The sequence below is a fragment of the Crenalkalicoccus roseus genome, from assembly GCF_004761865.1.
Taxonomy (GTDB): domain Bacteria; phylum Pseudomonadota; class Alphaproteobacteria; order Acetobacterales; family Acetobacteraceae; genus Crenalkalicoccus; species Crenalkalicoccus roseus.
The window spans coordinates 1-25,358 of the sequence record NZ_SJDM01000046.1 but is presented as its reverse complement, the minus strand read 5'-3'; the positions used below and the strand labels follow the sequence as shown (position 1 = coordinate 25,358).

22 protein-coding genes are annotated in these 25,358 nt (G+C 75.9%); 16 read left to right on the top strand and 6 right to left on the bottom strand.

Going from position 1 to position 25,358, the window contains the following annotated elements; all coding sequences use genetic code 11:
• The coding region (locus ET526_RS18240; RefSeq protein WP_204623702.1) for a hypothetical protein at positions 1–448 on the bottom strand (448 nt) is incomplete at its 3' end.
• A 272-nt stretch (positions 449–720) separates the two neighbouring features.
• Here ET526_RS18240 and ET526_RS18235 point away from each other — a divergent pair.
• The 9 genes from ET526_RS18235 (at position 721) to ET526_RS18195 (ending at position 13,905) form a co-directional block, all read left to right on the top strand.
• Positions 721–2,379, top strand: a complete 1,659-nt coding sequence (locus ET526_RS18235) for an acyl-CoA dehydrogenase family protein (RefSeq protein WP_135469898.1) — start codon at positions 721–723, stop codon at positions 2,377–2,379.
• 107 nt (positions 2,380–2,486) lie between these two features.
• Positions 2,487–4,067, top strand: a complete 1,581-nt coding sequence (gene crtI, locus ET526_RS18230) for a phytoene desaturase family protein (protein WP_135469896.1) — start codon at positions 2,487–2,489, stop codon at positions 4,065–4,067.
• Between the two features lie 56 nt (positions 4,068–4,123).
• Positions 4,124–5,725 (top strand): phytoene desaturase family protein, encoded by a 1,602-nt coding sequence (locus ET526_RS18225; protein WP_135469894.1) that lies wholly within the window; start codon positions 4,124–4,126, stop codon positions 5,723–5,725.
• 4 nt (positions 5,726–5,729) lie between these two features.
• Positions 5,730–6,563, top strand: coding sequence for a lysophospholipid acyltransferase family protein (locus ET526_RS18220; protein WP_240048467.1), 834 nt, complete (start codon positions 5,730–5,732; stop codon positions 6,561–6,563).
• Between the two features lie 4 nt (positions 6,564–6,567).
• On the top strand, positions 6,568–7,665 hold the full coding sequence (locus tag ET526_RS18215) for a glycosyltransferase (protein WP_135469892.1): 1,098 nt from the start codon (positions 6,568–6,570) through the stop codon (positions 7,663–7,665).
• Positions 7,662–9,338 carry a squalene/phytoene synthase family protein gene (locus ET526_RS18210; RefSeq protein ID WP_135469890.1) on the top strand — a complete coding sequence of 559 codons (1,677 nt, stop codon included), beginning with the start codon at positions 7,662–7,664 and terminating at the stop codon, positions 9,336–9,338. Before ET526_RS18215 ends, ET526_RS18210 begins: the two co-directional genes overlap by 4 nt.
• A complete protein-coding gene (locus ET526_RS18205; RefSeq protein ID WP_135469887.1) occupies positions 9,335–10,618 on the top strand; it encodes an FAD-dependent oxidoreductase in 1,284 nt (427 codons plus the stop codon). Before ET526_RS18210 ends, ET526_RS18205 begins: the two co-directional genes overlap by 4 nt.
• A 58-nt stretch (positions 10,619–10,676) precedes the next feature.
• Entirely contained in the window at positions 10,677–12,539 is a 1,863-nt protein-coding gene (ftsH, locus tag ET526_RS18200; RefSeq protein ID WP_135469885.1) for an ATP-dependent zinc metalloprotease FtsH, read from the top strand.
• The gene (locus ET526_RS18195; protein ID WP_204623701.1) at positions 12,490–13,905 is read left to right on the top strand and encodes an aldehyde dehydrogenase family protein; all 1,416 of its coding nucleotides are present in this window, start codon (positions 12,490–12,492) and stop codon (positions 13,903–13,905) included. The genes ftsH and ET526_RS18195 overlap by 50 nt, the downstream gene beginning before the upstream one ends.
• 150 nt (positions 13,906–14,055) lie before the next feature.
• Here ET526_RS18195 and gluQRS read toward each other — a convergent pair whose 3' ends face one another.
• Both gluQRS and ET526_RS18185 read right to left on the bottom strand, forming a co-directional pair.
• The gene (gene gluQRS / locus ET526_RS18190) at positions 14,056–14,955 is read right to left on the bottom strand and encodes a tRNA glutamyl-Q(34) synthetase GluQRS (RefSeq protein WP_135469883.1); all 900 of its coding nucleotides are present in this window, start codon (positions 14,953–14,955) and stop codon (positions 14,056–14,058) included.
• 9 nt (positions 14,956–14,964) lie between these two features.
• Entirely contained in the window at positions 14,965–15,498 is a 534-nt protein-coding gene (locus ET526_RS18185) for a DUF6790 family protein (RefSeq protein ID WP_135469881.1), read from the bottom strand.
• Positions 15,499–15,586: 88 nt separating this feature from the next.
• Between ET526_RS18185 and ET526_RS18180 the strand changes: the two genes are divergently transcribed.
• The 3 genes from ET526_RS18180 to ykgO all read left to right on the top strand — a co-directional run bounded on the left by ET526_RS18180 (position 15,587) and on the right by ykgO (position 17,252).
• Positions 15,587–16,246, top strand: a complete 660-nt coding sequence (locus ET526_RS18180; RefSeq protein WP_135469879.1) for an alpha/beta hydrolase — start codon at positions 15,587–15,589, stop codon at positions 16,244–16,246.
• A gap of 185 nt (positions 16,247–16,431) precedes the next feature.
• The gene (locus ET526_RS18175) at positions 16,432–17,010 is read left to right on the top strand and encodes an HNH endonuclease (RefSeq protein ID WP_135469876.1); all 579 of its coding nucleotides are present in this window, start codon (positions 16,432–16,434) and stop codon (positions 17,008–17,010) included.
• Positions 17,011–17,126: 116 nt separating this feature from the next.
• Positions 17,127–17,252 carry a type B 50S ribosomal protein L36 gene (gene ykgO / locus ET526_RS18170; protein ID WP_135469874.1) on the top strand — a complete coding sequence of 42 codons (126 nt, stop codon included), beginning with the start codon at positions 17,127–17,129 and terminating at the stop codon, positions 17,250–17,252.
• Between the two features lie 117 nt (positions 17,253–17,369).
• Here ykgO and ET526_RS18165 read toward each other — a convergent pair whose 3' ends face one another.
• Positions 17,370–17,726, bottom strand: coding sequence for a hypothetical protein (locus tag ET526_RS18165; RefSeq protein ID WP_135469872.1), 357 nt, complete (start codon positions 17,724–17,726; stop codon positions 17,370–17,372).
• Between the two features lie 110 nt (positions 17,727–17,836).
• Between ET526_RS18165 and ET526_RS18160 the strand changes: the two genes are divergently transcribed.
• On the top strand, positions 17,837–19,294 hold the full coding sequence (locus tag ET526_RS18160; RefSeq protein ID WP_135469870.1) for an FAD-linked oxidase C-terminal domain-containing protein: 1,458 nt from the start codon (positions 17,837–17,839) through the stop codon (positions 19,292–19,294).
• Positions 19,291–20,493 (top strand): glycolate oxidase subunit GlcE, encoded by a 1,203-nt coding sequence (gene glcE, locus ET526_RS18155; RefSeq protein ID WP_135469867.1) that lies wholly within the window; start codon positions 19,291–19,293, stop codon positions 20,491–20,493. Before ET526_RS18160 ends, glcE begins: the two co-directional genes overlap by 4 nt.
• A 119-nt stretch (positions 20,494–20,612) precedes the next feature.
• Here glcE and ET526_RS18150 read toward each other — a convergent pair whose 3' ends face one another.
• The gene (locus ET526_RS18150) at positions 20,613–21,725 is read right to left on the bottom strand and encodes an NADH:flavin oxidoreductase/NADH oxidase (RefSeq protein ID WP_135469865.1); all 1,113 of its coding nucleotides are present in this window, start codon (positions 21,723–21,725) and stop codon (positions 20,613–20,615) included.
• Positions 21,722–22,516: a DUF2272 domain-containing protein gene (locus ET526_RS18145; protein WP_240048466.1), complete on the bottom strand. Its 795-nt coding sequence runs from the start codon at positions 22,514–22,516 to the stop codon at positions 21,722–21,724. The genes ET526_RS18150 and ET526_RS18145 overlap by 4 nt, the downstream gene beginning before the upstream one ends.
• 302 nt (positions 22,517–22,818) lie before the next feature.
• Between ET526_RS18145 and ET526_RS18140 the strand changes: the two genes are divergently transcribed.
• Positions 22,819–24,306, top strand: a complete 1,488-nt coding sequence (locus tag ET526_RS18140; protein ID WP_135469862.1) for an FAD-dependent oxidoreductase — start codon at positions 22,819–22,821, stop codon at positions 24,304–24,306.
• A gap of 222 nt (positions 24,307–24,528) precedes the next feature.
• The gene (locus ET526_RS18135) at positions 24,529–25,011 is read left to right on the top strand and encodes an RNA pyrophosphohydrolase (RefSeq protein WP_135469860.1); all 483 of its coding nucleotides are present in this window, start codon (positions 24,529–24,531) and stop codon (positions 25,009–25,011) included.
• The last annotated feature ends 347 nt before the right edge of the window (positions 25,012–25,358 follow it).

Below are 25,358 nucleotides of genomic sequence, written 5' to 3'. Positions count from 1 at the left end.
GCGGCACCACCGCCAAGCGCAGCGGCACCGCCGCCAAGCGCACCGCCGCGGCCACCACGCGCAGCGGCACCGCCACCACGCGCCGTGGCGCCGCCGGGCGCACCGCCGCGGCGGCCAAGGGCGGCAGGGCCAGCGCGCGCAGCCGCGGCGCCACCGCTTCGCGCAGCACCGCTTCGCGCGGCACGGCGAGCCGCTCCCGCGGCGCGGCCGCCACGAAGGCCGCGGCCAGCCGCACCAAGGCGACCACTTCCCGCGCCGCTGCGAAGAAGACGAGCAGCCGCGCCGCCTCCTCGGCCGGCAAGCGCACGACGGCCACGAAGCGCACGACCGGCGGCAAGACGGCAACGCGCAAGGCGAGCGCCACCGCCAGCCGCAGCACGCGTTCCGGCTCCGCCACCCGGCGCGGCGCCGCCGGGCGCACCGCCGCCGCGGCCAGGGGCGGGCGCAACAGCCGCGGCGGCACGCGCAGCCGCGAATAGGAGGATCGCGGAGGAGCGGGATCGGCGCGGGAAGCCCCCTTACTCCCCGCCGGTTCGTTTCCGCGCGGCCATGGCGGCGGCAACGGCTCGGCCGGGGCTGCGCCCTGGGACCCAGTCCCTTCCCGGTTCGGGCGCGCGCCCGGCTCCCCGCCGGCCTTCGCCCGATCCGCGGGAGCGGACCGCCGCTCAACAAAGACGGAAGCGTGATCCACGGAGGCGGATCGCGCGGTAGGAAGGGGGCATGAGCACAGCCCCCTTCGCCCCCACCCCGGCCGAGGATCTGGTCTTCGGCCTCACCCGCGTCCTCGACCTGCCAGGCCTCACCGCCGCCGCCGGCACCCCGCTCGGCGCCGAGGACATCGCCGCCATCATCGGCGAGGCCGACCGCTTCGCGCGGGAGGTGCTGTGGCCGAACGCCCAGGCCGCGGACCGCCACGGCGCCGTCTACGAGAACGGCGTGGTGCGCACCCCGCCTTTCTACCAGGAGGCCTACCGCGCCTGGATCGCGGGGGGCTGGCAGGGCCTCGCCGCACCGGCGGAGGTGAACGGCGTCCCGACCGGCGGGCAGGACCTGCCGAAGGCGCTGTGGATGGCGGTCTCGGAACTGGTCACCACGGGGGACATGTCCTTCTCCCTCTGCCCGCTGCTGACCGCGGGCGCGGTCGAGGCGCTGGTCCGCTTCGCCTCGCCGGAGCAGCAGCGGGCCTGGCTGCCGAAGCTGGTCAGCGGCGAGTGGACCGGCACCATGTGCCTGACCGAGCCGCAGGCCGGCAGCGACCTCTCCCTGGTGCGCACCCGGGCGGAGCCGGACGGGCAGGGCCGCTACCGCATCACCGGGCAGAAGATCTTCATCACCTTCGGCGAGCACGACCTGGTGCCGGACACGCTGCACCTCATCCTGGCGCGGCTGCCGGACGCGCCGCCGGGCACGCGCGGCATCTCCCTCTTCGCCGCGCCGAAGCGGCTGCCGGACGGCAGTCGCAACGCGCTGCGCTGCGGCGGCATCGAGCGCAAGATGGGCATCCACGCCGCGCCCACCTGCGTCATGCTGTTCGAGGGCGCGGAGGCGGAGATGGTGGGCGAGCCGAACCGCGGCCTCAACGCCATGTTCGCGATGATGAACGCCGCGCGCCTCGGCGTCGGCGTCGAGGGGGTGGCGCAGGGCGCGCGCGCGCTCGCCCTGGCCGAAGCCTACGCGGCGGAGCGGATCCAGGGCGGGCGCCCGATCGCGCGCCACCCCGATGTCGCCCGCATGCTGGCGGAGATCCGCGCCGTGACGCTCGCCGGGCGGCTGCTGGCGCTCGAGGCGGGGCTTGCGCTCGACCGTGCCCGGCTGCTGAAGGATGCGGGGGCGGAGGCGCGGGTGGCGCTGCTGACGCCGATCGTGAAGGCCTGGTGCACCGACCGGGGCGTGGACTGCGCCTCGCTCGGCGTGCAGGTGCATGGCGGCATGGGCTTCGTCGAGGATACGGGCGCCGCCCAGGTGCTGCGCGACGCGCGCATCGCCCCGATCTACGAGGGCACCAACGGCATCCAGGCCATGGACCTGGTCGGGCGCAAGCTGTTCCGCGACGGCGGCGCCGCCATGCGCGGCCTGATCGCCGAGGCGCGTGCCGCCGATCCGCGCCTCGGCCCGGCGGCGGCGGCGCTGGAGCGCGCCACGGCCTGGATGCTGGAGCACGGCGCGGCCGACGCCGACACCGCCCAGGCCTCGGCCGCGGCCTATCTCGACGCCGCGGGCTGGACGCTCGGCGGCTGGATGCTCGCCCGCGCCGCGGCGGCGGATGCGCGCTACGCCCCGCTCGCCGCCTTCTACCTGCGCCGCCTGCTGCCGCGCGCCGAGGCGCGGCTTGCCGAGATCGAGGCGGCGGAGGCGGTGCTCGCCCTGCTGCCGGCCTGAAGGCGCCGGCCGGGGGCGAACACGGTCAGGTGTGCTGCCCGCCGGGCGACCCTTGCGCCCGGCGGGTTCGGCAGCATGTGCGCCTCTGTCCCTGATGACCGATGCGCATGAATCTGCCACTCGCCACGCCCTCCCTGCATGGCGATCGCCCCCGCATCGCCGTGATCGGCGCCGGACCGGGCGGTCTCGCCGCCGCCATGCTGCTCGCCGCCCAGGGGGCGCGCGTGACGCTGTACGAGAAGGACGAGGTGCCCGGCGGGCGCACCCGCACCCTCGTCACCGGGGCCGGGTACCGCTTCGATCTCGGCCCCACCTTCTTCCTCTACCCCCGCATCCTGGCCGAGATCTTCGCCGCCTGCGGCGCGCGGCTCGAGGAGGAGGTGCCGCTGGTCCGGCTCGACCCGCAGTACCGCCTGCTGTTCGAGGGCAGCGGGCTGACGCTCGACGCCACGCCCGACCTCGCGCGGATGGAGGCCGAGGTCGCGCGGATCTGCCCGCAGGATGCGCGCGGCCTGCGCCCCTTCCTCGAGGAGAACCGCCGCAAGCTCGGCGCCTTCAAGCCGGCGCTGGAGCGGCCCTTCCTGTCGCTGCGCGACATGATGACGCCCGACATGCTGCGCAGCCTGGCGCTGCTGCGCCCGCACCGCAGCGTGGACCGCGACCTCATGCGCTTCTTCCGCGATCCGCGGGTGCGCCTCGCCTTCTCCTTCCAGACCAAGTACCTGGGGATGAGCCCGTTCCGCTGCCCCAGCATGTTCACCATCCTGAGCTTCCTCGAGTACGAGCACGGGGTGTTCCATCCGCTGGGAGGCTGCGGCGCCGTCTCCGCCGCCATGGCCCGCCTGGCCGAGCGGCTGGGGGTGGAGATCCGCTACCGCACGCCGGTGGAGCGCATCGCCTTCGCCGGGCGCCGCGCCATCGGCGTGGAGGCGGGCGGGCGGCGCCACGCCGCCGAGGCGGTGGTGGTGAACGCCGACTTCGCCCATGCCATCCCGCGGCTGATCCCGGACGCGCTGCGCCGCGCCTGGCCGGACAGGCGGATCGCACGGGCGCGCTACTCCTGCTCCACCTTCATGCTCTATCTCGGCATCGAGGGCGCGCTGCCGGACCTCGCCCACCACACGGTGGTGCTGTCCGAGGACTACGTGCGCAACATCCGCGAGATCGAGGAGGGCGTGCTGCCGGCGCGGCCGAGCTTCTACCTCCAGCACGCCACCGCGACCGATCCGGGCATGGCGCCGCCCGGCCATTCCACCCTCTACCTGCTGGTGCCGGTGCCGAACCTGCGCTGCGCCGACGCGTGGGAGCGGGAGGCGCCGCGCTTCCGCCGCCTCGCCCTCGAACGGCTGCGCGCCGCGGGTCTCGGCGGCATCGAGGGGCGCATCCGGTACGAGCGCATGGTCACGCCGCGCGACTGGCGGGACGAGTTCGCGGTGGGCTATGGCGCCACCTTCAACCTGGCGCATGATTTCGGCCAGATGCTGAGCTTCCGCCCGCGCAACCGGCTCGACGGCCTGGAGGGGGTCTATCTGGTGGGCGGGGGCACGCATCCGGGCAGCGGGCTGCCGGTGATCTACGAGGGGGCGCGGATCAGCGCCGCGCTGCTGGCGCGGGATCTCGGCCTCGCCGCGGGGGAGGGGCCCGTTCGGGCGCCGCTGCCGGCGCCGGAGCCGCTCGCCTCGGGCTGAGGCGCGGCGTCGAGGAAGGCCGGGCGGACGCCCCGGCCGCGAAGAGGAGGGCGTGCATGGGCGCGCATGTGGTGGTCATCGGTGGCGGCCTCGGCGGCCTGGCGGCGGCGGCGGTGGCAGCGGCGCGCGGGCACCGCGTGACGCTGCTCGACAAGAACCCCTGGCTCGGCGGCAAGGCCGACGTCCTGCGCCTCGACGCGCCGGACGGGTCCGGGACCTACCGCTTCGACATGGGGCCGACCATCCTCACCGTCCCGCGCGTGCTGCGCCGGATCTACGCCGAGGCGGGGCGGGACCAGGCGCGCGAACTGCCGCTGATCCGCCTCGACCCGCAATGGCGCTGCTTCTTCGAGGACGGCAGCCGCATCGACCTGCTCGAGGATCCTGCGGCCATGGCGCGGGCGATGGACGCCTTCGCCCCCGGCGGCCAGGGGGAGGGCTACCGCCGCTTCCTCGAGGTGGCGCGGACGCTGCACGACGTCTCCGAGCGCTTCTTCTTCTGGCGCCCGGTCGAGGGGCTCTCCGACACCGTCAATCTGCGCCGCAATTTCGACCCCGCCACCATGCGCGACGTGCTGGCGCTGCGCATGGGGCGCTCCATGGCGAAGGTGATCCGCGGCCACGTGCCGGATGCGCGCCTCGCCCAGATGCTCGACCATTTCAGCCAGTATGTCGGCTCCAACCCCTACATGGCGCCGGCGGTGCTGTGCGCGATCGGCGACATGCAGGTGAGCGAGGGGGTGTGGTACCCGGTCGGCGGCACCCGCGCCGTGGCCGAGGGGCTGGCGCGGCTCGCCGCCGAGCTCGGCGCCGAGCTGCGCCCGGGCGTGGAGGTGGCGGGCCTCGACATCGAGGACGGCCCGGGGGGGCGGAGGGTGCGCGCCGTGCGCACCGCCGCCGGCGAGCGCATCCCCTGCGACGCCGTCATCTCCAACATGGACGCCATCCGCACCTATGGGGAGCTGGTCGGCGGCGCGGCCGGCGCCCGCTACGCCCGCAAGGGGTACGAGCCCGCCTGCAGCGGGGTGGTGCTCTACCTCGGCCTGAAGCGCCGCTACGACCACCTGGCGCACCACGACTTCGTCTTCTCCCGCGACGCGGAGGAGGAGTTCGACAGCATCTACCGCAGGGGCGAGCCGGCGCCGGACCCCACCTGCTACCTCGCCGCCCCCTCCGCCACCGACCCCTCCGTGGCGCCGGAGGGGGGGGAGGCGCTCTACGTCCTGGTGCACACGCCCTGGCTGCGCCCGCATCACGACTGGTCGCGCATCTTCGCCCCCTACCGGCGGGTGATCCTCGACAAGCTGAAGCGCACGGCGGGGATGGAGGACATCGAGGAGCGCATCGTGGTGGAGCGGGCGCTGACGCCGCCCGACATCCACGAGCGCTACCGGGTGCTGGACGGGGCGATCTACGGCCTCGCCTCGCACGGCGCCTTCCTCGGCGCCTTCAAGCCGGGCAACCGCTCGAAGGTGGTGCGGGGGCTCTACCTCGCCGGCGGCGCGGCGCATCCGGGGCCCGGGATGCCCATGGTGATGATGAGCGGCTGGATCGCGGCCGACGCGCTCGACCGCGATCTCGGCGGGCGCGGCATGGGCGCGGCGGCGGAGGCGGCCGGCCGGCGCGAGGCGCCGCGCGCCCCGCTCGCCGCGGAGTAGGCGCGTGCCGCGCGGCGAGGCGGGGCCGCTTCCGGGCGGCGGGGCGCCGCCCCCGGCCGAGGATCCGGTCGCGCTGCGCTCGCCGCGGCTGCTCGCCTTCTTCGACCGCGCCTTCACCCGCTTCTTCGCCCGCCACATGCGGGCGCTGCGCCTCCCCCCCTGGGGCTTTCCCGAGGCGCCGCGGGGTGCGCCGCTGGTGGTGCTGGCCAACCACCCCTCCTGGTGGGACGGCGTCGCCTTCATGCTGCTCTCGCGCCGGCTGTTCCCCGACCGGCCCGCCTTCATCCCGATGGAGGCGGCGGCCCTCTCCCGCTACCGCTTCATGCGCCGCATCGGCGTCTTCGGCGTGGAGGCGGGGAGCCGCGCCGGCGCCGCCGCCTTCCTCCGCACCGCGCGGCACGTGCTGGCGGCGCCGGAACACATGCTGTGGATGAACGCGCCGGGCCGGTTCTGCGACGTGCGGGAACGGCCGGTGCCGGTTGCCCCGGGCGTCGCCCGCCTGCCGGAGCTCGCCCCCGGGGCGGTGTTCCTGCCGCTGGCGCTCGACTACGTGTTCTGGTCCGAGCGGGCGCCGGAGATGCTCGCCGCCTTCGGCCCGCCCCTGCCGGCCGGGGCGCTGCTGGCGCTGGAGCGGGAGGCGCGCGGGGCGCACCTCGCCGGCGCCCTCGCCGCCACCATGGACCGGCTGGCAGCGGAGGCGATCACCCGCGACCCGGCACGCTTCCGCACCCTGGTGCAGGGGCGGGAGGGGATGGGGGGCATCTACCAGGCCTGGGGGCGGCTGCGCGCCGCGCTGCGCGGCGAGCGCTTCGACCCCCGCCACCTGCGTGACGGATAGGGCGATGGAGCTGGCGCTCTCCGCCCTCGCCCTGGCGCTGCTGCCCGCCCTGCTCGGCGCGGCGAACCTCCTGCTGCTGCCGCGCGCGCGGGGGGTGCCGCCCGAGGGGACGCTGGTCTCGATCCTGATCCCGGCACGCAACGAGGCCGCGAACATCGAGGGCTGCGTCCGCGCCGCCCTCGCCTCCCGCGGCGTCGCGGTGGAGGTGCTGGTGATGGACGACGCCAGCGAGGACGAGACGGCCGCCATCGTCGCCCGCCTCGCCGCCCGCGACCCCCGGCTGCGGCTGCTCGCCGCCCCGCCCCTGCCGCCCGGCTGGTCCGGCAAGATGCATGCCTGCGCGCGGCTGGCCGGGGCGGCGCGGGGGACGCACCTGCTGTTCCTCGACGCCGATGTGCGCCTCGCCCCGCAGGCGGCGGCGGCGATGGCGGCGCACGCGGCCAGGCGGCGCCTCGGCCTGGTCAGCGGCGTGCCGCGCCAGGCGATCGGCTCGCTCGGGGAGGGGCTGACGGTGCCGGCGATCAACCTGCTGCTGCTCGGCTACCTGCCCGGCGCGGGGCGGGCCTTCACCCGGCTGCCCGCCTTCGCCGCCGGCTGCGGCCAGCTCGTGCTGTGCGAGCGCGCAGCCTACGAGGCCGCGGGGGGGCACGGCGCGGTGCGGGCGACGCTGCACGACGGGCTCAGGCTCTCCCGCCTGTTCCGCGCCCGCGGCCACCGCACCGAGGTGGTGGACGGCGTCCCCCTCGCCACCTGCCGCATGTACCGGGGCTTCGCCGAGGCCTGGGCCGGCTTCCGCAAGAATGCGCGGGAGGGGATGGCGACGCCGCTCGGCCTTCCGGTCTGGACCGTGCTGCTGGCGGGCGGGCACCTCCTGCCCTGGGCGCTGCTGCCCGCTCCGGCCGCCTTCGCCGCCCTGGCGGCGAGCCTCGGCTTCCGCGCCGCCGTCACCTGGCGGGCGCGGGAGCCCTGGTGGACCGTGCCGCTGCACCCGGCGACCATGGCGGTGGCGCTGGCGATCCAGTGGGCGGCGCTGCTCCGGTCCGCCCTCGGCCGACCCTCGGGCTGGAAAGGCCGCGCGTATCCCGCCACAAAGGCGGCATGAGCGCAGCCCAGCCGGCGAGCGGCAGCGTCGCCGTCGCCGCCACCCCGACGCGGGACCACGACGAGGAGAATTTCCCCACCGCCTCGCTGCTGCTGGCGAAGCCGGTGCGCGCGCGGGTGATGGCCTTCTACCGCTTCGTCCGCACCGCCGACGACATCGGCGACAGCCCCGGCCTCGCCCCGGAGGAGAAGCTCGCCCGGCTCGACGCCATGGAGCGCGCCCTCGACGACCCTGCCACCGCCATGCCGGAGGCGCGGCGGCTGCACCAGCTCGGGGTGGGCACGGAGGAGGCGCGGGCGATGCTCTCGGCCTTCCGCCAGGACGCGACCAAGCGCCGCTACGCCGACTGGGCCGAGCTCGAGGCGTATTGCCGCCGCTCCGCCGATCCGGTGGGGCGGATGCTGCTGCGGCTGCACGGAGAGGGCGAGCCGCACGCGGCGGCGGCGGCGGACGCGCTCTGCACCGCGCTGCAGGTGCTGAACCACCTGCAGGACCTGGTGCCGGACCGCGACTCGCTCGACCGCATCTACCTGCCCCTGCCGTGGCTGGCGCTGGCCGGGGGCGAGCGGGGCTTCTTCGCCCCCGCCCATGCCGCCCCGCGCCGCGCCGTTCTGGACGCCGCGCTCGACCGGGTGGAGGAGGCGCTCGACCGCGCGAGCGCGCTGCCGCGCCTGCTCGCCTCCCGCCGCCTCGCCCTGCAGAGCGCCGTCACCCTCGCCCTCGCCCGCCGGCTGCTCGCGCGGCTGCGCGCCGCCGACCCGGTGGCGCGGCGGGTGGCGCTGTCGCGCGCCGACTTCGCCCGCGCCTTCGCCGGCGCCGCCCTTTCGCGCGGGCCGTCCGATGCCGCGATCGTCGCCCGGCGGGTCGGGCGCGCCGGCTCCTCCTTCGCGCGCGGCATGGCGGCGCTGAAGGGGGAGCGGCGCCGCGCCCTCTGGGCCGTCTACGCCTTCTGCCGCGCCGTGGACGACATCGCCGACGGCGCGATGCCGGAGGCGGAGAAGCGCCGCTTCCTCGCCGGCTGGCGGCGCAAGCTGGAACGGCCGGACTGCGCCCTCTCGCGCGAGCTGGCCTGGGCGCGCGCCGCCTTCGGCCTGCCCCTCTCCGAATGCGAGGCCATGGTCGCGGGCATGGAGACCGACGCCGCCGACCGGCTGCGCCTCGCGGACGAGGCGGCGCTCGACCTCTACTGCCGCCGCGTCGCGGGCAGCGTCGGCGCGATGGCGGTGCGCATCTTCGGCGCGCCGGAGGCGGAGGGGTTCGGCCTCGCCCTCGGCCGCACCTTCCAGCTCACCAACATCCTCCGCGACGTGGACGAGGATGCGGCGCGGGAGCGCGTCTACGTGCCGCTCTCCCTGCTGGCGGCGGAGGGCATCCCGGACGGGAGGGCGCGGGAGATCGTGGCGCATCCCCGCTTCGCCGCGATCTGTGCCCGCCTTGCCGGGCAGGCGCGGGAGGGCTTCGCCCGCGCCGAGGCCGAGATCGGCCGCTTCGACCGCCACGCGCTGCTGCCGGCGGCGGTGATGATGTGGGGCTACCGCCGGCTGTTCCTGCGCCTCGTCGCCCGCGGCTGGGACGGCGCCCGCCCCCGCCCGCGCCTGACTGCGGGAGAGAAGCTGCGCATGGCCTGGATGGCCCTCGGCCTCGGCATCCGCCCGCGGCGGACGCCGGCATGACCGTGCATGTGGTCGGCGCCGGCCTCGCCGGCCTCGCCGCCGCCCTCTCCCTCGCCGGGCGCGGGCGGGCGGTGGTGCTGCACGAGGCGGCCCCCGTCGCCGGGGGGCGTTGCCGCGCCCTGCCGGACGGCACCGACAACGGCACCCACGCCCTGATCGGCGCCAACCGCGCCGCGCTGCGCTTCCTCTCCCGCATCGGCGCCCGCGCGCGCTGGGTGGAGCCGGAGCCGGGCGGGCTGCCGGTGCTCGACCTGCGCGACGGCTCGGCGCGCCGTGTCGCGCTCTCGCCGCTGGCCTGGCGCGATGCGGCGCTGCGCCCGGCCGGCGCCTCCGCGCGCGCGGTGCTGGCGCTGGCCCGCCTCGCCCTGCCGCTGCGCGACCGGCCGGTGGCCGAGGCGATGGCGGCGCATCCCGAGTTCCACCGCGGCTTCGTGGAGCCGCTGGTGATCGCGGCGCTGAACACGCCGAGCGCCGAGGCCTCCTGCCGCCGCCTCGGCGCGGTGCTGCGCCGCCTCGCCGGGCCGGGCGCGGCGCGGCTCCTCGTGGCGCGGGAGGGGCTGGGGCCGGACCTGGTCGCGCCGGCCCTCGCAACGCTGCGCCGGGCGGGGGTGGAGATCCGCCTCGGCGTCCGGCTGCGACGCCTCGTGGCGCAGGGCGGGCGGGCCGCCGCCCTCGATTTCGGGGAAGGGGGGGCGGTGGCGCTCGGGCGGGAGGATGCGGTGGTGCTCGCCACCCCGCCCTGGGAGACGCGGCGCCTGCTGCCCGGCACACCCGCCCCCGAGGACCATGTGCCGATCGTCAACCTGCACTTCGCGCGGCCGGCCGAGACGCCGGTGCGCTTCCTCGGCCTGCTGGAGGCGCTCTGCCAGTGGGTGCTGGTGCGCCCCGCGGGCGTCAGCGTCACCGTCAGCGCCGGGGAGGCGGCGGCGCGGGAGGAGGCGGAGAGCCTCGCCCCGCGCGCCTGGGCGGAGCTGCGCCGCGCGGCGCTCGCCTTCGGCCTGCCCGGGCCCTGGCCGGAGGCGCCGCCCCCCTGCCGGGTGGTGAAGGAGCGCCGGGCGACGCCCCGCCATGCTCCCGGCCCGCCGCCGCTGCCCGCGCGCCGGCCGCTGCCCAACCTGGCGCTCGCCGGAGACTGGACCCTGCCCGCCCTGCCTGCGACGATCGAGGCTGCGGTGCGGAGCGGCGAGGCGGCAGCCCGCGCGCTCGGCGCCGGGCGGCGCGCGGCCGCGGCGCGGGGCGCGGCGGCGCCAATCGCCGCCCCGGCACGGCCAGGCGGATGATCCCGGCCGGCGGGAGCGGCGTTTGCGGCGGGAGACACCCGGCACGAGGGGCGCGGCGGTGCAGAAGCAGCAGAAGACGCAGCAGCAGAACCAGCGCAGCTTCAACATCTGGTACTGGGTGGCGGCGCTGCTCGGCCTGCTGCTGATCCAGTGGGTGGTCGGCCAGGGCCAGCAGGTCGCGCCCATCCCCTACAGCCAGTTCCAGCAGCTCGTGCGCGAGGGGAAGGTGCTCGAGGTCGGGGTCGCCGACCGCACCATCCAGGGCACGCTGCGCGAGCCGCTGCCGAACGGCGCCACCCGCTTCTCCACCATCCGCGTCGAGCCGCCGGAGCTGGCCGAGGAGCTGGAGCGCCACGGGGTGCGCTACAGCGGGCGGATCGAGAGCACCTTCCTGCGCGACGTCATGGCGCTGCTGCTGCCGATGCTACTGTTCTTCGGCATCTGGATCTTCCTGCTCCGCCGCATGGCGGGCGGCCAGGGCGGGCTGATGCAGATCGGCAAGAGCAAGGCCCGCGTCTATGTCGAGACCGACACCGGCGTCACCTTCGACGACGTGGCCGGGGTGGACGAGGCGAAGGACGAGCTGCGCGAGATCGTGGACTTCCTCAAGGATCCGGAGCGCTACGGCCGCCTCGGCGGGCGGATGCCGAAGGGCGTGCTGCTGGTGGGCCCGCCCGGCACCGGCAAGACGCTGATCGCCAAGGCGGTGGCCGGCGAGGCGAAGGTGCCCTTCTTCTCCATCTCGGGCGCCGAGTTCGTGGAGATGTTCGTCGGCGTCGGCGCGGCGCGGGTGCGCGACCTGTTCGAGCAGGCGCGGCAGAAGGCGCCCGCCATCATCTTCATCGACGAGCTGGACGCGCTCGGCCGCGCCCGCGGCATCGCCGGGCCGATGGCCGGCGGGCATTCCGAGGCGGAGCAGACGCTGAACCAGCTCCTGGTCGAGATGGACGGCTTCGACAGCCGCACCGGCCTCGTCATCCTCGCCGCCACCAACCGGCCGGAGATCCTCGACCCCGCCCTGCTGCGCGCCGGGCGCTTCGACCGCCAGGTGCTGGTGGACCGGCCGGACAAGAAGGGGCGCGTCGAGATCCTCAGGGTGCACCTGCGCAAGGTGAAGCTCGCCCCCGACGTGGAGGTGGAGAAGGTGGCGGCGCTGACGCCGGGCTTCACCGGCGCCGACCTCGCCAACCTGGTGAACGAGGCGGCGCTGCTCGCCACCCGCCGCGGCGCGGAGGCGGTGACCATGGCGGACTTCTCGAACGCCGTGGAGCGCATCGTCGCCGGCCTCGAGAAGCGCAACCGCCTGCTGAACCCGCGGGAGCGCGAGGTGGTGGCCTATCACGAGATGGGCCACGCGCTGGTGGCGCTCTCGCTCCCCGGGACCGACCCGGTGCACAAGGTCTCCATCATTCCGCGCGGCATCGGCGCGCTCGGCTACACCATCCAGCGCCCGACCGAGGACCGCTTCCTGATGACGCGCGAGGAGCTCGAGCACAAGATGATGGTGCTGCTCGGCGGCCGGGCGGCGGAGCTGATCGCCTTCGGCCACCTCTCGACCGGCGCCTCCGACGACCTCCGCCGCGTCACCGACATCGCGCGCAGCATGGTCACCCGCTACGGCATGTCCGAGCGCCTCGGCAGCGTCGCCTACGAGCGCGACGGGCGCGGCTTCCTCGCCGGGCAGGACATCCCCCTCGGCCCGCGCGAGCGCGACTACGGCGAGGCGACGGGGGATGCGATCGACGAGGAGGTGCGCCGGATCGTGGACGGCGTGCTGGAGCGCACCGTCGCCCTGCTGCGCGAGCGCCGCGCAGTGCTGGAGGAGGGCGCGCGCCGGCTGCTGGAGAAGGAGACGCTGGACGAGGCGGAGCTTGCCGCGCTGGTCGGCCGCGCGCCGCCGCGGCGCCAGGCGGCCGAGTAGCGGGGCGCCGCCCCTGTCCCGCCGCGACCTCGCCCCCGGGGCCGCCCTCGCCGCCCTGCGCGCGGCCGAGGCGCGCGAGGGCGCGCTGCCGCCGGAGCGCCGCCGCGCCCTGCTCGGCGCCCTCGTCGCCGCGCTGCTGCGCGAGAGGGAGGCGATCGTCGCCGCGCTCGACGCCGATTACGGTGGCCGCGCCGCGGAGGAGACGCTGCTCGCCGAGATCGGGCTGGTGGCGGAGGCGGCGCGGCTGGCGCGGCGGCGGCTGCGCCGCTGGGCGCGGCCGCGGCGCGTCGGCGTGCCGCTGCCCTTCCGCCCGGCCCGCGCGGTGGTGGAGCCGGTGCCGAAGGGCGTCGTCGGCATCATGGCGCCCTGGAACTACCCCGTGCAGCTCCTGCTGCTGCCGGCGGTGGACGCGATCGCCGCCGGCAACCGGGTGGCGCTGAAGCCCTCCGAGGCGGTGCCGCGCACCGCCGCGCTGCTCGCCCGGCTGGTGCCGGAGGCGCTGGGCGAGGAGGTGGCGCGGGTGGTGACCGGCGGGCCGGAGGTGGCCGCCGCCTTCGCCGCGCTGCCCTGGGATCACCTCGTCTTCACCGGCGGCACGGAGACGGGGCGGAAGGTGATGCGCGCGGCGGCGGAGCATCTGGTGCCGCTGACGCTGGAGCTCGGCGGCAAATGCCCCGCCCTGGTGCTGCCGGGGGCGGACCTGCCCGGCGCGGCGCGCGCCATCCTGGCCGGCAAGGCGCTGAATGCCGGGCAGACCTGCGTCGCGCCCGATACGGTGCTGCTGGTGGGCCATGCGCGCGAGGACTTCCTGGCAGCCTGCCGCGCCTCCGGCATCGCCCTGCCGGACACGGCACTGCTCGGCGAGGCGCAGGCGCGGCGGCTCGCCCGGCTGACGGAGGGGGCGCGCCTGACGCCCCTCGGCCCGGACGGGGAGGGGCGCCGGGCGCTGGCGATCGCCGAGGCGGCGCCGGAGCATCCGCTGCACCGGGAGGAGATCTTCGGCCCGGTGCTGGCGCTGCTTTCCCCCGCCACGCTGGAGGAGGCGATCGGCTGGATCGCGGCGCGCCCGCCGCCGCTGGCGATCTACCTCTTCGGCGCCACGGCGGCGGAGGAGCGCGCGGTCGCGGCGGCGACGCGATCGGGCGCGATCGTGCACGGGCGCTGCGTGGAGCATGCCGGCTTCCCGGAGCTGCCCTTCGGCGGCGTCGGCGCCTCGGGCTTCGGGCGGCGCAACGGCGAGGCGGGGTTCCGCGAGTTCAGCAACCTGCGCGCCCGGGTGCGGCACGGGCGGTTCAGCCTCGCCCGGCTGCTCGATCCGCCGCGCGGGGAGTGGGCGCGCGGGCTCGTGCGCCGGATCGTGCGGTAGGCCCGCCGTCGCGCCAGGGGCGGGGGAACCGCCTCCGGGCGGGGCGCGGGAGCGGATCCCCTCCGGGCGGACCCGCCTGAACGGGTGAGGATGCCCGCACGATCAACGGGCCAGGGCATGTGCCATGAGCCGGGGCGAACGGAAAATGCTCTAGCGCGGCGCCGCGCCGAAGCCGGCCATGGCGCGCACCGCCTCCGGCCGGTGCCCCGCCTCGCGCAGCGCGCGCAGCGCCGGCGCCCCCTCGCGCTTGGCCAGGCGCCGCCCCGCGGCGTCGGTCAGCAGGCGGTGGTGCGCATAGGCCGGCTCCGGCCAGCCCATCAGCGCCTGCAGCAGCCGGTGCAGGTCGGTCGCCGGCCGCAGGTCGGCGCCGCGCGTCACCAGCGTCACCCCCTGCAGCGCGTCGTCATGGGTGACGCAGAGGTGATAGCTCGCCGGGGTGTCCTTGCGCGCCAACACCACGTCGCCGAAGCGGGCCGGGTCGCAGCGCCGCCGGCCCTCGCCCAGCTCGTGGCAGGAGAGGTCGCGCGGCGCCGTGCGCAGCGCCGCCGCCATGTCGAGGCGCAGCGCGTGCGGATCGCCCCGCGCCAGCCGCTCCTGCCGCTCTGCCGCGGAGAGGCGCCGGCAGGTGCCGGGGTAGAGCGGGCCGTCCGGGCCGTGCGGGGCATGGGCGGCGGCGGCGATCTCGCGGGCGATCTCGGCGCGGGTGCAGAAGCAGGGGTAGAGCAGCCCGCGCGTCGCCAGGCTGTCGAGCGCCGCGCGGTACTCCGCCATGTGGCGGGACTGCACCCGCACCGGCTCCGGCCAGTCGAGGCCGAGCCAAGCCAGGTCCTCCACGATGGCGGCGGCGAATTCGGGGCGGCAGCGGCCGGCGTCTATGTCCTCGATCCGCAGCAGGAACCGCCCGCCCGCGGCGCGCGCGAGATGCCAGGCGAACAGCGCCGCGTGGGCGTGGCCGAGGTGCAGGAAACCCGTCGGGCTCGGCGCGAAGCGGGTGACGGCGCCGCGCGGCAGGGCTTCGCGGGGCGGCAGCGGCGCGCCGTCCTCGCCCATGGCCGCCGCTCAGGCCGCCGCCATGGCCGCGCGGGGCCGGGGGCGGCCGTGGCGGTGCTGCAGCCGGAGCAGGGCGAGGCCGACCAGGGGGATCAGGATGTCGGTATAGAAGATCACGCCGGCATTGCCGGGCGCGAAATTCCGCGCCGTGATCATCTGATGGACATGCCCCGCCGCGGCGCCGAGCAGGAAGGCCGCCGGACCGACCACGGCGGCGAGCCGCAGCCCGGAATCGCCGCGGAAGGCCAGCAGCCCGACCAGGGCGAAGCCGAGGCTGGCGAAGCCGACCTCGGCCTGGAAGGGGCTGGTCTCCCAGCCGATGAAGCGCGCCGCCGTCTCGCCGAAGAAGGTGTGCATCACGAAATTGTAGAGGAAGCTCCCGCCGATGGAGAACAGCAGGAAATAGGCGAACAGCGCCTCGACCACCACCGGCGGCCGCAGCGGCCCGGGCGCGCGCAGCAGCGCGGCACCGGCGGCGAGGAGGCCGAGGACCAGGAAGGTGAGGGTGAAGTTGCTCAGCAGGAACCGGATGATGTCTTCCATGTCTGCGTCCCTCGGGCATGCGGGCGGCGATCCGTCATCATGCCGGAACGTTTCCCGGCGCTGAAGGGGCAGGGGAGGGCAGGGAGCCATGCCGCGACTGGAAGGGCCCCGCTTCGGGCCGGTGGCGGGCGGCGCGCCGCGGCAGCTCGTGGTGCTGCTGCACGGCGTGGGGGCGGACGGCGCCGACCTGATCGGCCTCGCCCCGCGCTGGGCCGAGACGCTGCCGCACGCCGCCTTCCTCGCCCCCGACGCGCCGATGCCCTGCGACATGGCGGGCTTCGGCCGGCAGTGGTTCAGCCTCGCCGACCGCGACCCGGAGCGGCTGGCGCAGGGCGTGCGTGGCGTCGCCCCCGTGGTGGAGGCCCTGCTGCGGGCGGAGCTGGGGCGGCTCGGCCTGCCGGCCTCGGCGCTGGCGCTGATGGGCTTCAGCCAGGGGGCGATGACGGCGCTGCATGTCGGGCTGCGCGGCGGCGTGTCGCCGGCGGTCATCCTCGCCTATTCGGGGGCGCTGCTGGCGCCGCAGCGGCTCGCCGCCGAGATCCGCGCGCGGCCGCCGGTGCTGCTGGTGCACGGGGAGGCGGATGAGGTGGTGCCGGCATGGGCGGGCCGCTTCGCCGAATCGGCGCTGCGCGAGGCGGGCGTGCCGGTCGAGTCGCTGTTCCTGCCCGGCCTCGGCCACGGCGTGGACGAGGCCGGTCTTGCGGCGGGGGCACGGATGCTGCGCCGGGCCTTCGCGCCCGCTCCGTGACGGGAAGGTGAAATGAGCGCGCGCGGCGGTTGCGCCGCCCGCCATGTGCTGGCATGAAGGGCCGCACATGCGGCGGCGCCACAGCATCTGGGGCCTTTCCGCCGTGACAGGCCCCAGGGTTGGGTCGCCACGGGACGCACGCCGTCCTGCGGCACCGGGCACTTCGCCGCTGGAAGGAGCGGCGCTTGCCCGACGGCGGAACCGTAGTCACCGGATCGTCCTTCCCGGCGCTGGTGCTGAACGCGGATTTCCGCCCGCTCTCCTATTTCCCTCTCTCGGTGTGGTGCTGGCAGGACGCGGTGAAAGCCGTGTTCCTCGACCGCGTCTCGGTGCTGAGCGAGTACGAGGTGGAGGTCCATTCCCCGCGGCTGGCGATGCGCCTGCCCTCGGTGATCGCGCTGAAGGAATACATCCCTGCCGCGCGGCGCCCGGCCTTCACCCGCTTCAACGTGTTCCTGCGCGACCGCTTCGAGTGCCAGTACTGCGGCGAGGGCCGCCCGGCGCACGACCTCACCTTCGACCACGTCGTCCCGCGCAGCCGCGGCGGCCGCACCACCTGGGACAATGTCTGCACCGCCTGCGGGCCGTGCAACCTGCGCAAGGGCAACCGCCTGCCGCGCGAGTGCCGCATGTTCCCCCGCCAGGCGCCGCGCCAGCCCACCACCTGGGAGCTGCAGGAGAACGGCCGCCTCTTCCCGCCCAACTACCTGCACGAGAGCTGGCGGGACTACCTCTACTGGGATGTCGAGCTGGAGGCGGGCTGAAGCCTTCCGCGCCGGGCCGGTCGCCCCGCCCGCAGGTTGACCCCGGCCGCCGCGGGCCCTATCTGCGCCTGCCCCGGGGCGGCGGTGGCCGGCGCCCCGCCCGAGAGGTTTGTGCCATGAAGATCCGCAACAGCCTGAAGACGGCGAAGGCCCGCGACAAGAACTGCGTTCTCGTGCGCCGCCGCGGCCGTCTCTACGTGCTCAACAAGAAGAATCCGCGCCTGAAGGCCCGCCAGGGCTAGGCCCGGTCGCGGGCGGCCGGAACGGCCGGGGGCGGAGAGCCGCCCTGCGGACAAGGGGCCGGAGCCGCCTTCGCCCGCGGTCACGGCAAGGGGCACTGGCCCAAGCGCGGCCCCCGCTCAGCGCGGCGTCAGCGTCTCCGTGCCGAGGCCGCCGCCGGTGGTCCAAACGCCGCGCAGCGTCCCGTCATCGGCCACCTCGTAGGCGGCGATGCCGGGCAGGCCCTCCACCACGAAGGAGACGGCCAGCACGCCCCCCTGGATCAGGCCGAGCCCGACGATCCGCATGTCGCTCATCTGCCAGGTGGCGATCCAGGCGGCGCCGGGCGCGGCCTGCAGGGAAAGGTGGCCGGAATAGGTGGTGCCGTCCGGGTTCTGCCCCTCCACCTCGTACAGCCCCTCCCGGATCTGCGCCGTGGCCGGCAGGGCGGCGAGGGCGAGGAAGGCGGCGGCGGTCAGCGTCCGTAGCAGGCGCATGGGAACTCCCGGGTTGCGACGGCGCGCAAGGTGAGGGGGCAAGGGCGCGCCCGCAAGCTTGTCCGGCCCGCCGCGGCGGCCCATTTTCGCGCCAAGGCTGGAGGAACCCCGTGGTCAGGCTGCCCGAACCCAAGACCGAGATCCTCGCCCGCCGCGAGGAGATCGTCGCCGCGCTGCGCCGGCTGGTGCCGGGCGGCCCTCTCGGCGAGGGCGTGATCAGCGAGCCCCTGCGCCTCCGCCCCTACGAGACGGACGGGCTCACCGCCTACCGCCAGCCGCCGCTCGCCGTGGTGCTGCCCTCCAGCACCGAGGAGGTGGCGGCGGTGCTGCGCTACTGCCACGAGAACGGCATCCGCGTGGTGCCGCGCGGCGCCGGAACCTCGCTCTCCGGCGGCGCCCTGCCCCTCGCGGATGCGGTGGTGCTCGGCCTGATGCGGCTGAACCGCATCCTGGAGGTGGACTACGCGAACCGCCTCGCCGTGGTGGAGGCGGGCGTCACCAATCTCGGCATCACCAGGGAGGTCGAGGGGGAGGGGTTCTTCTACGCCCCCGACCCCTCGAGCCAGCTCGCCTGCATGATCGGCGGCAATGTCGGCATGAACTCGGGCGGCGCGCACTGCCTGAAATACGGCGTCACCGCCAACAACCTGCTCGGCGTGAAGCTGGTGACGATCGAGGGCGAGGTGGTGGAGATCGGCGGCGGCCACCTCGACCCCGCGGGCTATGACTGGCTCGGCCTGATCACCGGCAGCGAGGGGCAGCTCGGCGTCGTCACCGAGGTGACGGTGCGCATCCTCCGCGCCGCCGAGGGGGCGCGCGCCATGCTCGCCGCCTTCCGCAGCAACGAGGTGGCCGGGGCGGCGGTGGACGCCATCATCGGCAGCGGCATCATCCCCGTGGCGCTCGAGTTCATGGACCGGCCGGCGATCCACGCCTGCGAGGCCTTCGCCCAGGCCGGCTACCCGCTCGACGCCGAGGCGATGCTGATCATCGAGGTCGAGGGCTCGGAGGAGGAGCAGGACCGCCTGCTCGGCCGCATCAGGGAGATCTGCGCCCGCTTCGACCCGATCTCGCTCCGGGTGGCGCAGACGGCCGAGGAGTCGCTCGCCATCTGGAAGGGCCGCAAGGGCGCCTTCGGCGCGGTGGGCCGCATCTCGCCCGACTATCTCTGCATGGACGGCACCATCCCGACCGGGGAGCTGCCCCATGTGCTGCGCCGCATCGGCGAGATGTCGCGCGACTATGGGCTGCAGGTGGCGAACATCTTCCACGCCGGGGACGGCAACCTGCACCCGCTGATCATGTTCGACGCCAACGACCCGGAGAGCGTGCGCAGGGCCGAGGCCTTCGGCGCCGACATCCTGACCCTCTGCGTCGAGGTCGGCGGCTGCCTCACCGGCGAGCACGGCGTCGGCGTCGAGAAGCGCGACCTGATGCGGGCGCAGTTCACCGAGGCCGAGCTGCGCCAGCAGCGGGCGCTGAAATCCGCCTTCGACCCGCAATGGCTGCTCAACCCGGCCAAGGTCTTCCCGCTGGAGGACGCGCCCGTCCCGGCCCGCGCGGCATGAGCGGGGCCGAGGCCATCGCCCCGGCGACGGAGGAGGAGGTCGCCGCCGCCGTCGCCGCCGCCGCCGCCGCCGGCGAGCCGCTGGCGATCGAGGGCAACGCCACCAAGCGCGCCATGCTGCGCCCGGTGCAGGCGGCGCGGCGCCTGACGCTCGCCGGCCTCACCGGCATCACCCTCTACCGGCCGCAGGAGCTGGTGATCGCCGCCCGCGCCGGCACCCCGCTGCCGGAGATCGAGGCGGCGCTGGCCGAGAAGGGCCAGCACCTGATCGCCGAGCCGCCCGATTTCCGCGGCCTGTTCGGCGCGGAGGCGCCGGCCACCCTCGGCGGCACCGTTGCCGCCAACCTCTCCGGCCCCCGCCGCATCGCCTCGGGCGCGATGCGCGACCATGTCATCGGCATCCGTGCGGTGAACGGGCGGGGCGAGGTGTTCCGCAGCGGCGGACGGGTGCTGAAGAACGTCACCGGCCTCGACCTCTGCAAGCTGCTGACCGGCGCGCACGGCACGCTCGGCGTGCTGACCGAGATCACGCTGAAGGTGCTGCCGGCGCCGGAGGCCTCCGGCAGCCTGGCGGTGCGGGTGCCCGACCTGGCGGCGGGGGTGCGCGCGCTCTGCGCCGGGCTCGGCAGCCCCTACGGCGTCTCCGGCGCCGCGCTGCTGCCCGAGGGGGTGCCGGAGCACGGCCTCGCCGGCCCGGTGGCGCTGCTGCGCATCGAGGATTTCGCCGACTCCGTCGCCTACCGGCTCGGCCGGCTGCGCGGGGAACTCGCGCCGCACGGCGCCGCCACGCCGCTCGAGGAGGCGGCGAGCCGGGCGCTGTGGCGCGCGGTGCGCGACGCGGTCCCGCTCGGCGCCGCGCCGGAGGAGGCGGTGTGGCGCGTCTCCGTGCGGCCGACCGCGGGGCCGGACGTGGCCGCGGCGCTGCGCGCCGCCTTCGGCGCGCGGCTGCTGCTCGACTGGGGCGGCGGCCTGGTCTGGGCCGCCGGGCCGGCGACGGCGGAGGCGCACGAGGCGGTGGTGCGCGCGGCGCGCGAGGCGGGCGGCAGCTTCCTGCTGTTCCGCGCGCCGGAGCCGCTCCGCGCCGCGGTGGCGGTGATGCCGGAGGAGCCGCCGCCGCTCGCCGCCATCGCCCGCCGGGTCAAGGCGGTGATGGACCCCGCCGGCGTGCTCAATCCGGGGCGGATGCGCGCCGGGTTCTGACCCCGGGGGTGCCCCCCGCGCGGATCGCGGAGGGCCGGGCGCGGCGGAAGCGCGGATCGGCGCGACAGGCATTCCGTTCAGGTGGAGCCTCCTGGACGGACGCCGTTCTCGGGAGTGGTCTAGAGGGGCGGCATCGGCCGGGCGATCGCCTCGTCCCGGCGCATCGGGCCGAGCATCGCCCAGCCGCGCTCGTATTGCGGCGGCACGCGCAGCGCCTCGGTGCGGCCGAGCGCCACGGCGGCGCGCAGCGGCCAGTAGGGCTCGCGCAGCAGGGCGCGGGCCAGCAGCACCAGGTCGGCGCGGCCCTCGGCGAGGATCGCCTGCGCCTGCTCGGGCTCGGTGATCAGCCCGACCGCCGCCACGGCGACGCCCGCGCCCCGCTTCACCGCCTCCGCCCCCGGCACCTGGTAGCCGGGGCCGAGCGGGATCCGCTGCCGGTGGTCGAGCCCGCCCGAGGAGATGTCCATGAGGTCGGCGCCGAGCGCCGCCAGCCGGCGCGCGAGTTCCACCGTCTCCTCCGTGGTCCAGCCACCCTCCACCCAGTCGGTGTGGGAGAGGCGGACCGAGAGCGGCAGCGCCTCCGGCAGCGCCGCGCGCACCGCCTGCGCCGCCTCCAGCGTCAGGCGGGCGCGACCCTCGAAATCGCCTCCCCAGGCGTCGCTGCGCCGGTTCGAGAGCGGCGAGAGGAACTGGTGCAGCAGGTAGCCATGCGCCGCGTGCAGCTCGACGAAGCGGTAGCCGGCGGCGACGGCGCGCCGCGCCGCGGCGCCGAAGGCGACGATGACGGCGCGGATGTCCTCCTCCGTCATCGCCCGCGGCTCGGCGTAGTCCCCGAAGGGAAGCGCGCTCGGCGCCAGCGCGACCCAGCCCGGCTCGGCGCGGCCCTCCGCCCAGGGCGGGCGGCGGCTGGCCTTGCGCCCGGCATGGGCGAGCTGGATGCCCGGCACGGCGCCGACCGCCGCGATTCCCGCCGCGAGGCGCGCATGGCCGGGGATGTGCGCGTCCTCCCAGATGCCGAGATCCTCGGGGCTGATCCGGCCCTCCGGCGTCACCGCGCTGGCCTCGGCGATCACCAGGCCGGCGCCGCCGACGGCGCGGGAGACGAGATGGGCGTAGTGCCACTCGGTCGGCATCCCGTCCCCGGCGCAGCAGTACTGGCACATGGGCGAGACGCCGATGCGGTTGGGCAGCCGGACACCGCGCAGGTCGAGGGGCGAGAACAGGTCTGTCACGAGGCGGGACTCCCGAGAGCGATGGGCCAGGACGGCGCCGGGGGGGCGGCGGGGCAGGGACCCCAGGGCGGCAGGCAGCCCAGGCGGTTCTCGAACACCGCGAACCACACCGGGGCGCCGGGGGGGCGGGGCAGAAGATAGCCCGCGGCGTCGGCGGGGAAACGGGTCAGCGTCACGCTGTCGAGGACGTTGCCGCCGACCGCCTCCACCACCTCGGGCCCGACCCGCACCACGATGTCGCAGTGCATCGGGCGGAACCGCCCGCCATCCGCGGCGCGCTGCCGCCAATGCGTGATGGGGAAGCGCCCCCGGTCGGCGCAGACCAGGTCGCCGGGCTGCGGCGCGCGCTCCGCCGGGCCGTGGGGAAGGAAGGGGGCGGTCTCGGGGAAGCGCGCCGCGGTGGCGATCATCGCGTCCACATAGGTGGCGTGGGCGGGGGCGGGCGGGAACTCGGCGCGGTCCACCCCGGCGGCGCGCATCACGTAGCTGATGAAGGCGGCGGACCAGTAGGGCTGGCGCCAGAGCCCGGCGCCCTCCGGCCGGCCGGCGAGGGCGGCGCGGTAGAGGGCGCGGTTGCGCGCCACCGCCCCCTCGTCGTTCTCCAGCGCCCGCCAGTAGGCGAGCAGGCGGGGGAAGTTCTCGGGGTGCGCCTCGGCCTGGGTGGAGGGGGCGTGGTTGCCGTCCTCATGCACCAGCGCGCCCCATTCCCGCCATTCCTGCAGCGCCAGGCGCAGCATCCGCTCCCGCGCCGCGGGCGGGTAGGGAAGGGGCGGCTCGGCCGGCGGCGCCACCGGCGCGGCGCAGGCGGCAAGGAGGGCGGGCAGGGCAAGGGCGGCGGATCGCAGGGGCGTCTCCTGTGCGAGGCGGGCCGGCCAGCGGCCGGCGCGTGTCGGAGCCGTTCCGCCCGGGCGTGGCCGCGCAGCGCGGCTCCGGCCCGTTGTCCGGGGGCGGTTCACGCTTCCGGGCGGTCCGGCCTTCCAGGATCCGCTCTAGCGCCTGATCCACGAGGTCGGGAGTGCCGGAGCGTGAACCGGCCGCCAGGGAAGGACGGAAGCGGGATCCGCCGGAACGGGTCACGCTGTAGTCTGGCGCCATGAGCGAGAACAAGGAACCGGCGCCGCCCGGCGAGGGTGGGCGCCTCTTCTACCAGAGCGAGGTGTTCCGCGTGGAGCCCGCCGGCGCGGCCCGCCCGCGGGTGAGCCGCGCCCCCTCCCGTGCCAGCATCGCCGAGCCGGCGCGCGAGGTGCCGGTGCATGCCGAGTGCGACGTGCTGGTGGTGGGCGGCGGCCCGGCCGGCACCGCCGCCGCCGTCGCGGCGGCGCGGCTCGGCGCGCGGACGCTGCTGCTCGAGCGCCACAACCATCTCGGCGGGCTCGCCACCGGCGGCCTCGTCATCTGGATCGACCGGATGACCGACTGGGACGGCCGGCCGGTGATCCGCGGCTTCGCCGAGGAGTATCTGGACCGGCTGCCCAGGGGCGCGGTGGCGGGGCCGCCGCGCGAGGCCTGGGGCTCGCGTGACGCCGCCACCGCCGCCTGGTGGGCGCTGCGCACCGCCGCCTTCCACGGCACCGTCACCTGGTCGCCCACCTGCGACCCGGAATGGATGAAGCTGGCGGCGCAGGAGATGGTCATCGAATCGGGCGCGGAGCCGCTGTTCCACGCCTGGGGCGCCATGCCGGTGATGGAGGGCGGCGCGGTCCGCGGCGCGGTGTTCGAGAGCAAGCAGGGCCGCCGCGCCGTGCTGGCCAGGGTGGTGGTGGACGCGACCGGGGATGGCGACCTGTTCCACCGTGCCGGCGCCGCCTCCTCCGAGGACGTGGACGAGCGCGACATCCACCACTGCATGAACACCGCCTGGCTGTTCGGCGGCGTGGACATGCCGGCCTTCCTCGCCTGGCGGGCCGAGAAGCCGCAGGAATTCGCCGAGCTGATGCGCCGCGGCAGGGAGGCGCTCGGGCTGTTCGAGAAGCCCTTCGTCTCCTGGCGCGACGATGTGGCGCTGTTCATGGGCCCGCGGCTCGCCGGTTTCTCCGCCGTGCAGGTGGACGACCAGACCGAGGTGGAGATCCGCAGCCACCGGCTGATGGCGCAGCACCTCGCCTTCTACCGCGCGCACGCGCCGGGCTTCGCCGGCGCCTTCCTGATGCTCTCCGCGCCGCAGCTCGGGGTGCGGCATGCGCGGCGGCTGGTGGGGGTGGGGGCGGTGACGCGGGAGGGCTGGGACGGTCGGGTGGCGCCGGACGAGATCGGCGTCTCGCCGCCGCTTTCGCCGAAATTCCGCAACGTCTCGGTGGGCTATGGCGCGCTGGTGCCGGAGCGGCTGGACGGGCTGCTGGCGCCGGGGCGGCACCTGTCCTGCGACGCCACCAGCCACTCCTTCCTGCGCGAGATCCCGCAATGCTGGCTGACCGGGCAGGCGGCCGGCGTGGCGGCGGCGCTGGCGGCGGAGGCGGGGGTGGAGCCGCGGGCGGTGGATGTGCGGGCGGTGCAGCGGGCGCTGCTGCGACAGGGGGCGCATCTCAGCGAGGCGGTGGTGCGCGGGCTGGAGGACAACCCTAAGATGAAGAACTTTTCATAAATCATCCATCTTCACGAAATCGTGAGGAGAGCAGATTGTATGCGTTCAAGCGATGCCTTGGACGTCTCCTCCCGACGATCCCGGCCGCACCCTGGGGGTGGGCGCAGGGATTGACCTTCGGGCCGGTGGGGTCACGACCACCGGCCCGCTTTTTTTGCCTGTCTCCCGCGCCGCCAAGGCCCCTGGTATAGGGCCGCGTCACGCGCACCCGGACGGGTTTCCATGGAGCTCCCCTATCGCGACAATGTCGGTGCGGTGCTGTTCGGCCCCGATGGCCGCGTGCTGGTGGCCCGCCGCGCCGATCTGCCGAACGCCGAAGGCGCGGCGGGGGGCTGGCAGCTTCCCCAGGGCGGCCTCGACCCGGGGGAGGATCCGCGCGTCGCGGTGCTGCGCGAACTCGAGGAGGAGATCGGCACCGCCAAGGCCGAGATCCTGGCCGAGCACCCGGAATGGCTCGCCTACGACCTGCCGCCGGACCTGCTCGGCCGGGCCCTCGGCGGGCGCTACCGCGGCCAGCGGCAGCGCTGGTTCGCCCTGCGCTTCCTCGGCGAGGATGCCGACATCCGCCTCGATCTCGATCCCCATCCGGAATTCGACGCCTGGCGCTGGGTGGAGCTGTCGGCGCTGCCGGGACTCGCGGTGGATTTCAAGCGCCCGATCTACGAGGTGCTGGCGCGCGACTTCGCCCGCTTCGCGCGCCGCTGACGGGCCGCGCCGGCCGCTCCCGCCGGGCGGTCGTCGCCAGGGCGGATCGCGGAGGGCCGGAACCGGTCGGGAGCATGGCTCCCCCCCACGACCGAGGAACCGGAGCCGCTGCCGCGGTCACGGGCGGGCGGGGGCGGTGCTGCGGCGCGCTCCGACTCGGCGAATCACGCTTTCGCCCTCCCTCGGGCGGTCGAGTCGCCGCTCCGGTGCTCCCGCCTTCGCGGCTCAGGCGCCAGCCCCTCGCGGGACATGCCCTGACGCGTTGATTGTGCGCGCCTCTTCACCCGCTCGGGCGGGGCCGCCCGAACGGGATCTGCCCTAGGCCGCGTGGACAAACCGGTAGGCTG

Bases quoted from the DNA above. Each gene is read 5' to 3' on its own strand.
- ET526_RS18235 (WP_135469898.1), top strand. From the start codon at position 721: ATGAGCACAGCCCCCTTCGCCCCCACCCCGGCCGAGGATCTGGTCTTC.
- crtI (WP_135469896.1), top strand. From the start codon at position 2,487: ATGAATCTGCCACTCGCCACGCCCTCCCTGCATGGCGATCGCCCCCGC.
- ET526_RS18225 (WP_135469894.1), top strand. From the start codon at position 4,124: ATGGGCGCGCATGTGGTGGTCATCGGTGGCGGCCTCGGCGGCCTGGCG.
- ET526_RS18215 (WP_135469892.1), top strand. From the start codon at position 6,568: ATGGAGCTGGCGCTCTCCGCCCTCGCCCTGGCGCTGCTGCCCGCCCTG.
- ET526_RS18210 (WP_135469890.1), top strand. From the start codon at position 7,662: ATGAGCGCAGCCCAGCCGGCGAGCGGCAGCGTCGCCGTCGCCGCCACC.
- ET526_RS18205 (WP_135469887.1), top strand. From the start codon at position 9,335: ATGACCGTGCATGTGGTCGGCGCCGGCCTCGCCGGCCTCGCCGCCGCC.
- gluQRS (WP_135469883.1), bottom strand. From the start codon at position 14,955: ATGGGCGAGGACGGCGCGCCGCTGCCGCCCCGCGAAGCCCTGCCGCGC.
- ET526_RS18185 (WP_135469881.1), bottom strand. From the start codon at position 15,498: ATGGAAGACATCATCCGGTTCCTGCTGAGCAACTTCACCCTCACCTTC.
- ET526_RS18180 (WP_135469879.1), top strand. From the start codon at position 15,587: ATGCCGCGACTGGAAGGGCCCCGCTTCGGGCCGGTGGCGGGCGGCGCG.
- ykgO (WP_135469874.1), top strand. From the start codon at position 17,127: ATGAAGATCCGCAACAGCCTGAAGACGGCGAAGGCCCGCGACAAGAAC.
- ET526_RS18165 (WP_135469872.1), bottom strand. From the start codon at position 17,726: ATGCGCCTGCTACGGACGCTGACCGCCGCCGCCTTCCTCGCCCTCGCC.
- glcE (WP_135469867.1), top strand. From the start codon at position 19,291: ATGAGCGGGGCCGAGGCCATCGCCCCGGCGACGGAGGAGGAGGTCGCC.
- ET526_RS18140 (WP_135469862.1), top strand. From the start codon at position 22,819: ATGAGCGAGAACAAGGAACCGGCGCCGCCCGGCGAGGGTGGGCGCCTC.
- ET526_RS18135 (WP_135469860.1), top strand. From the start codon at position 24,529: ATGGAGCTCCCCTATCGCGACAATGTCGGTGCGGTGCTGTTCGGCCCC.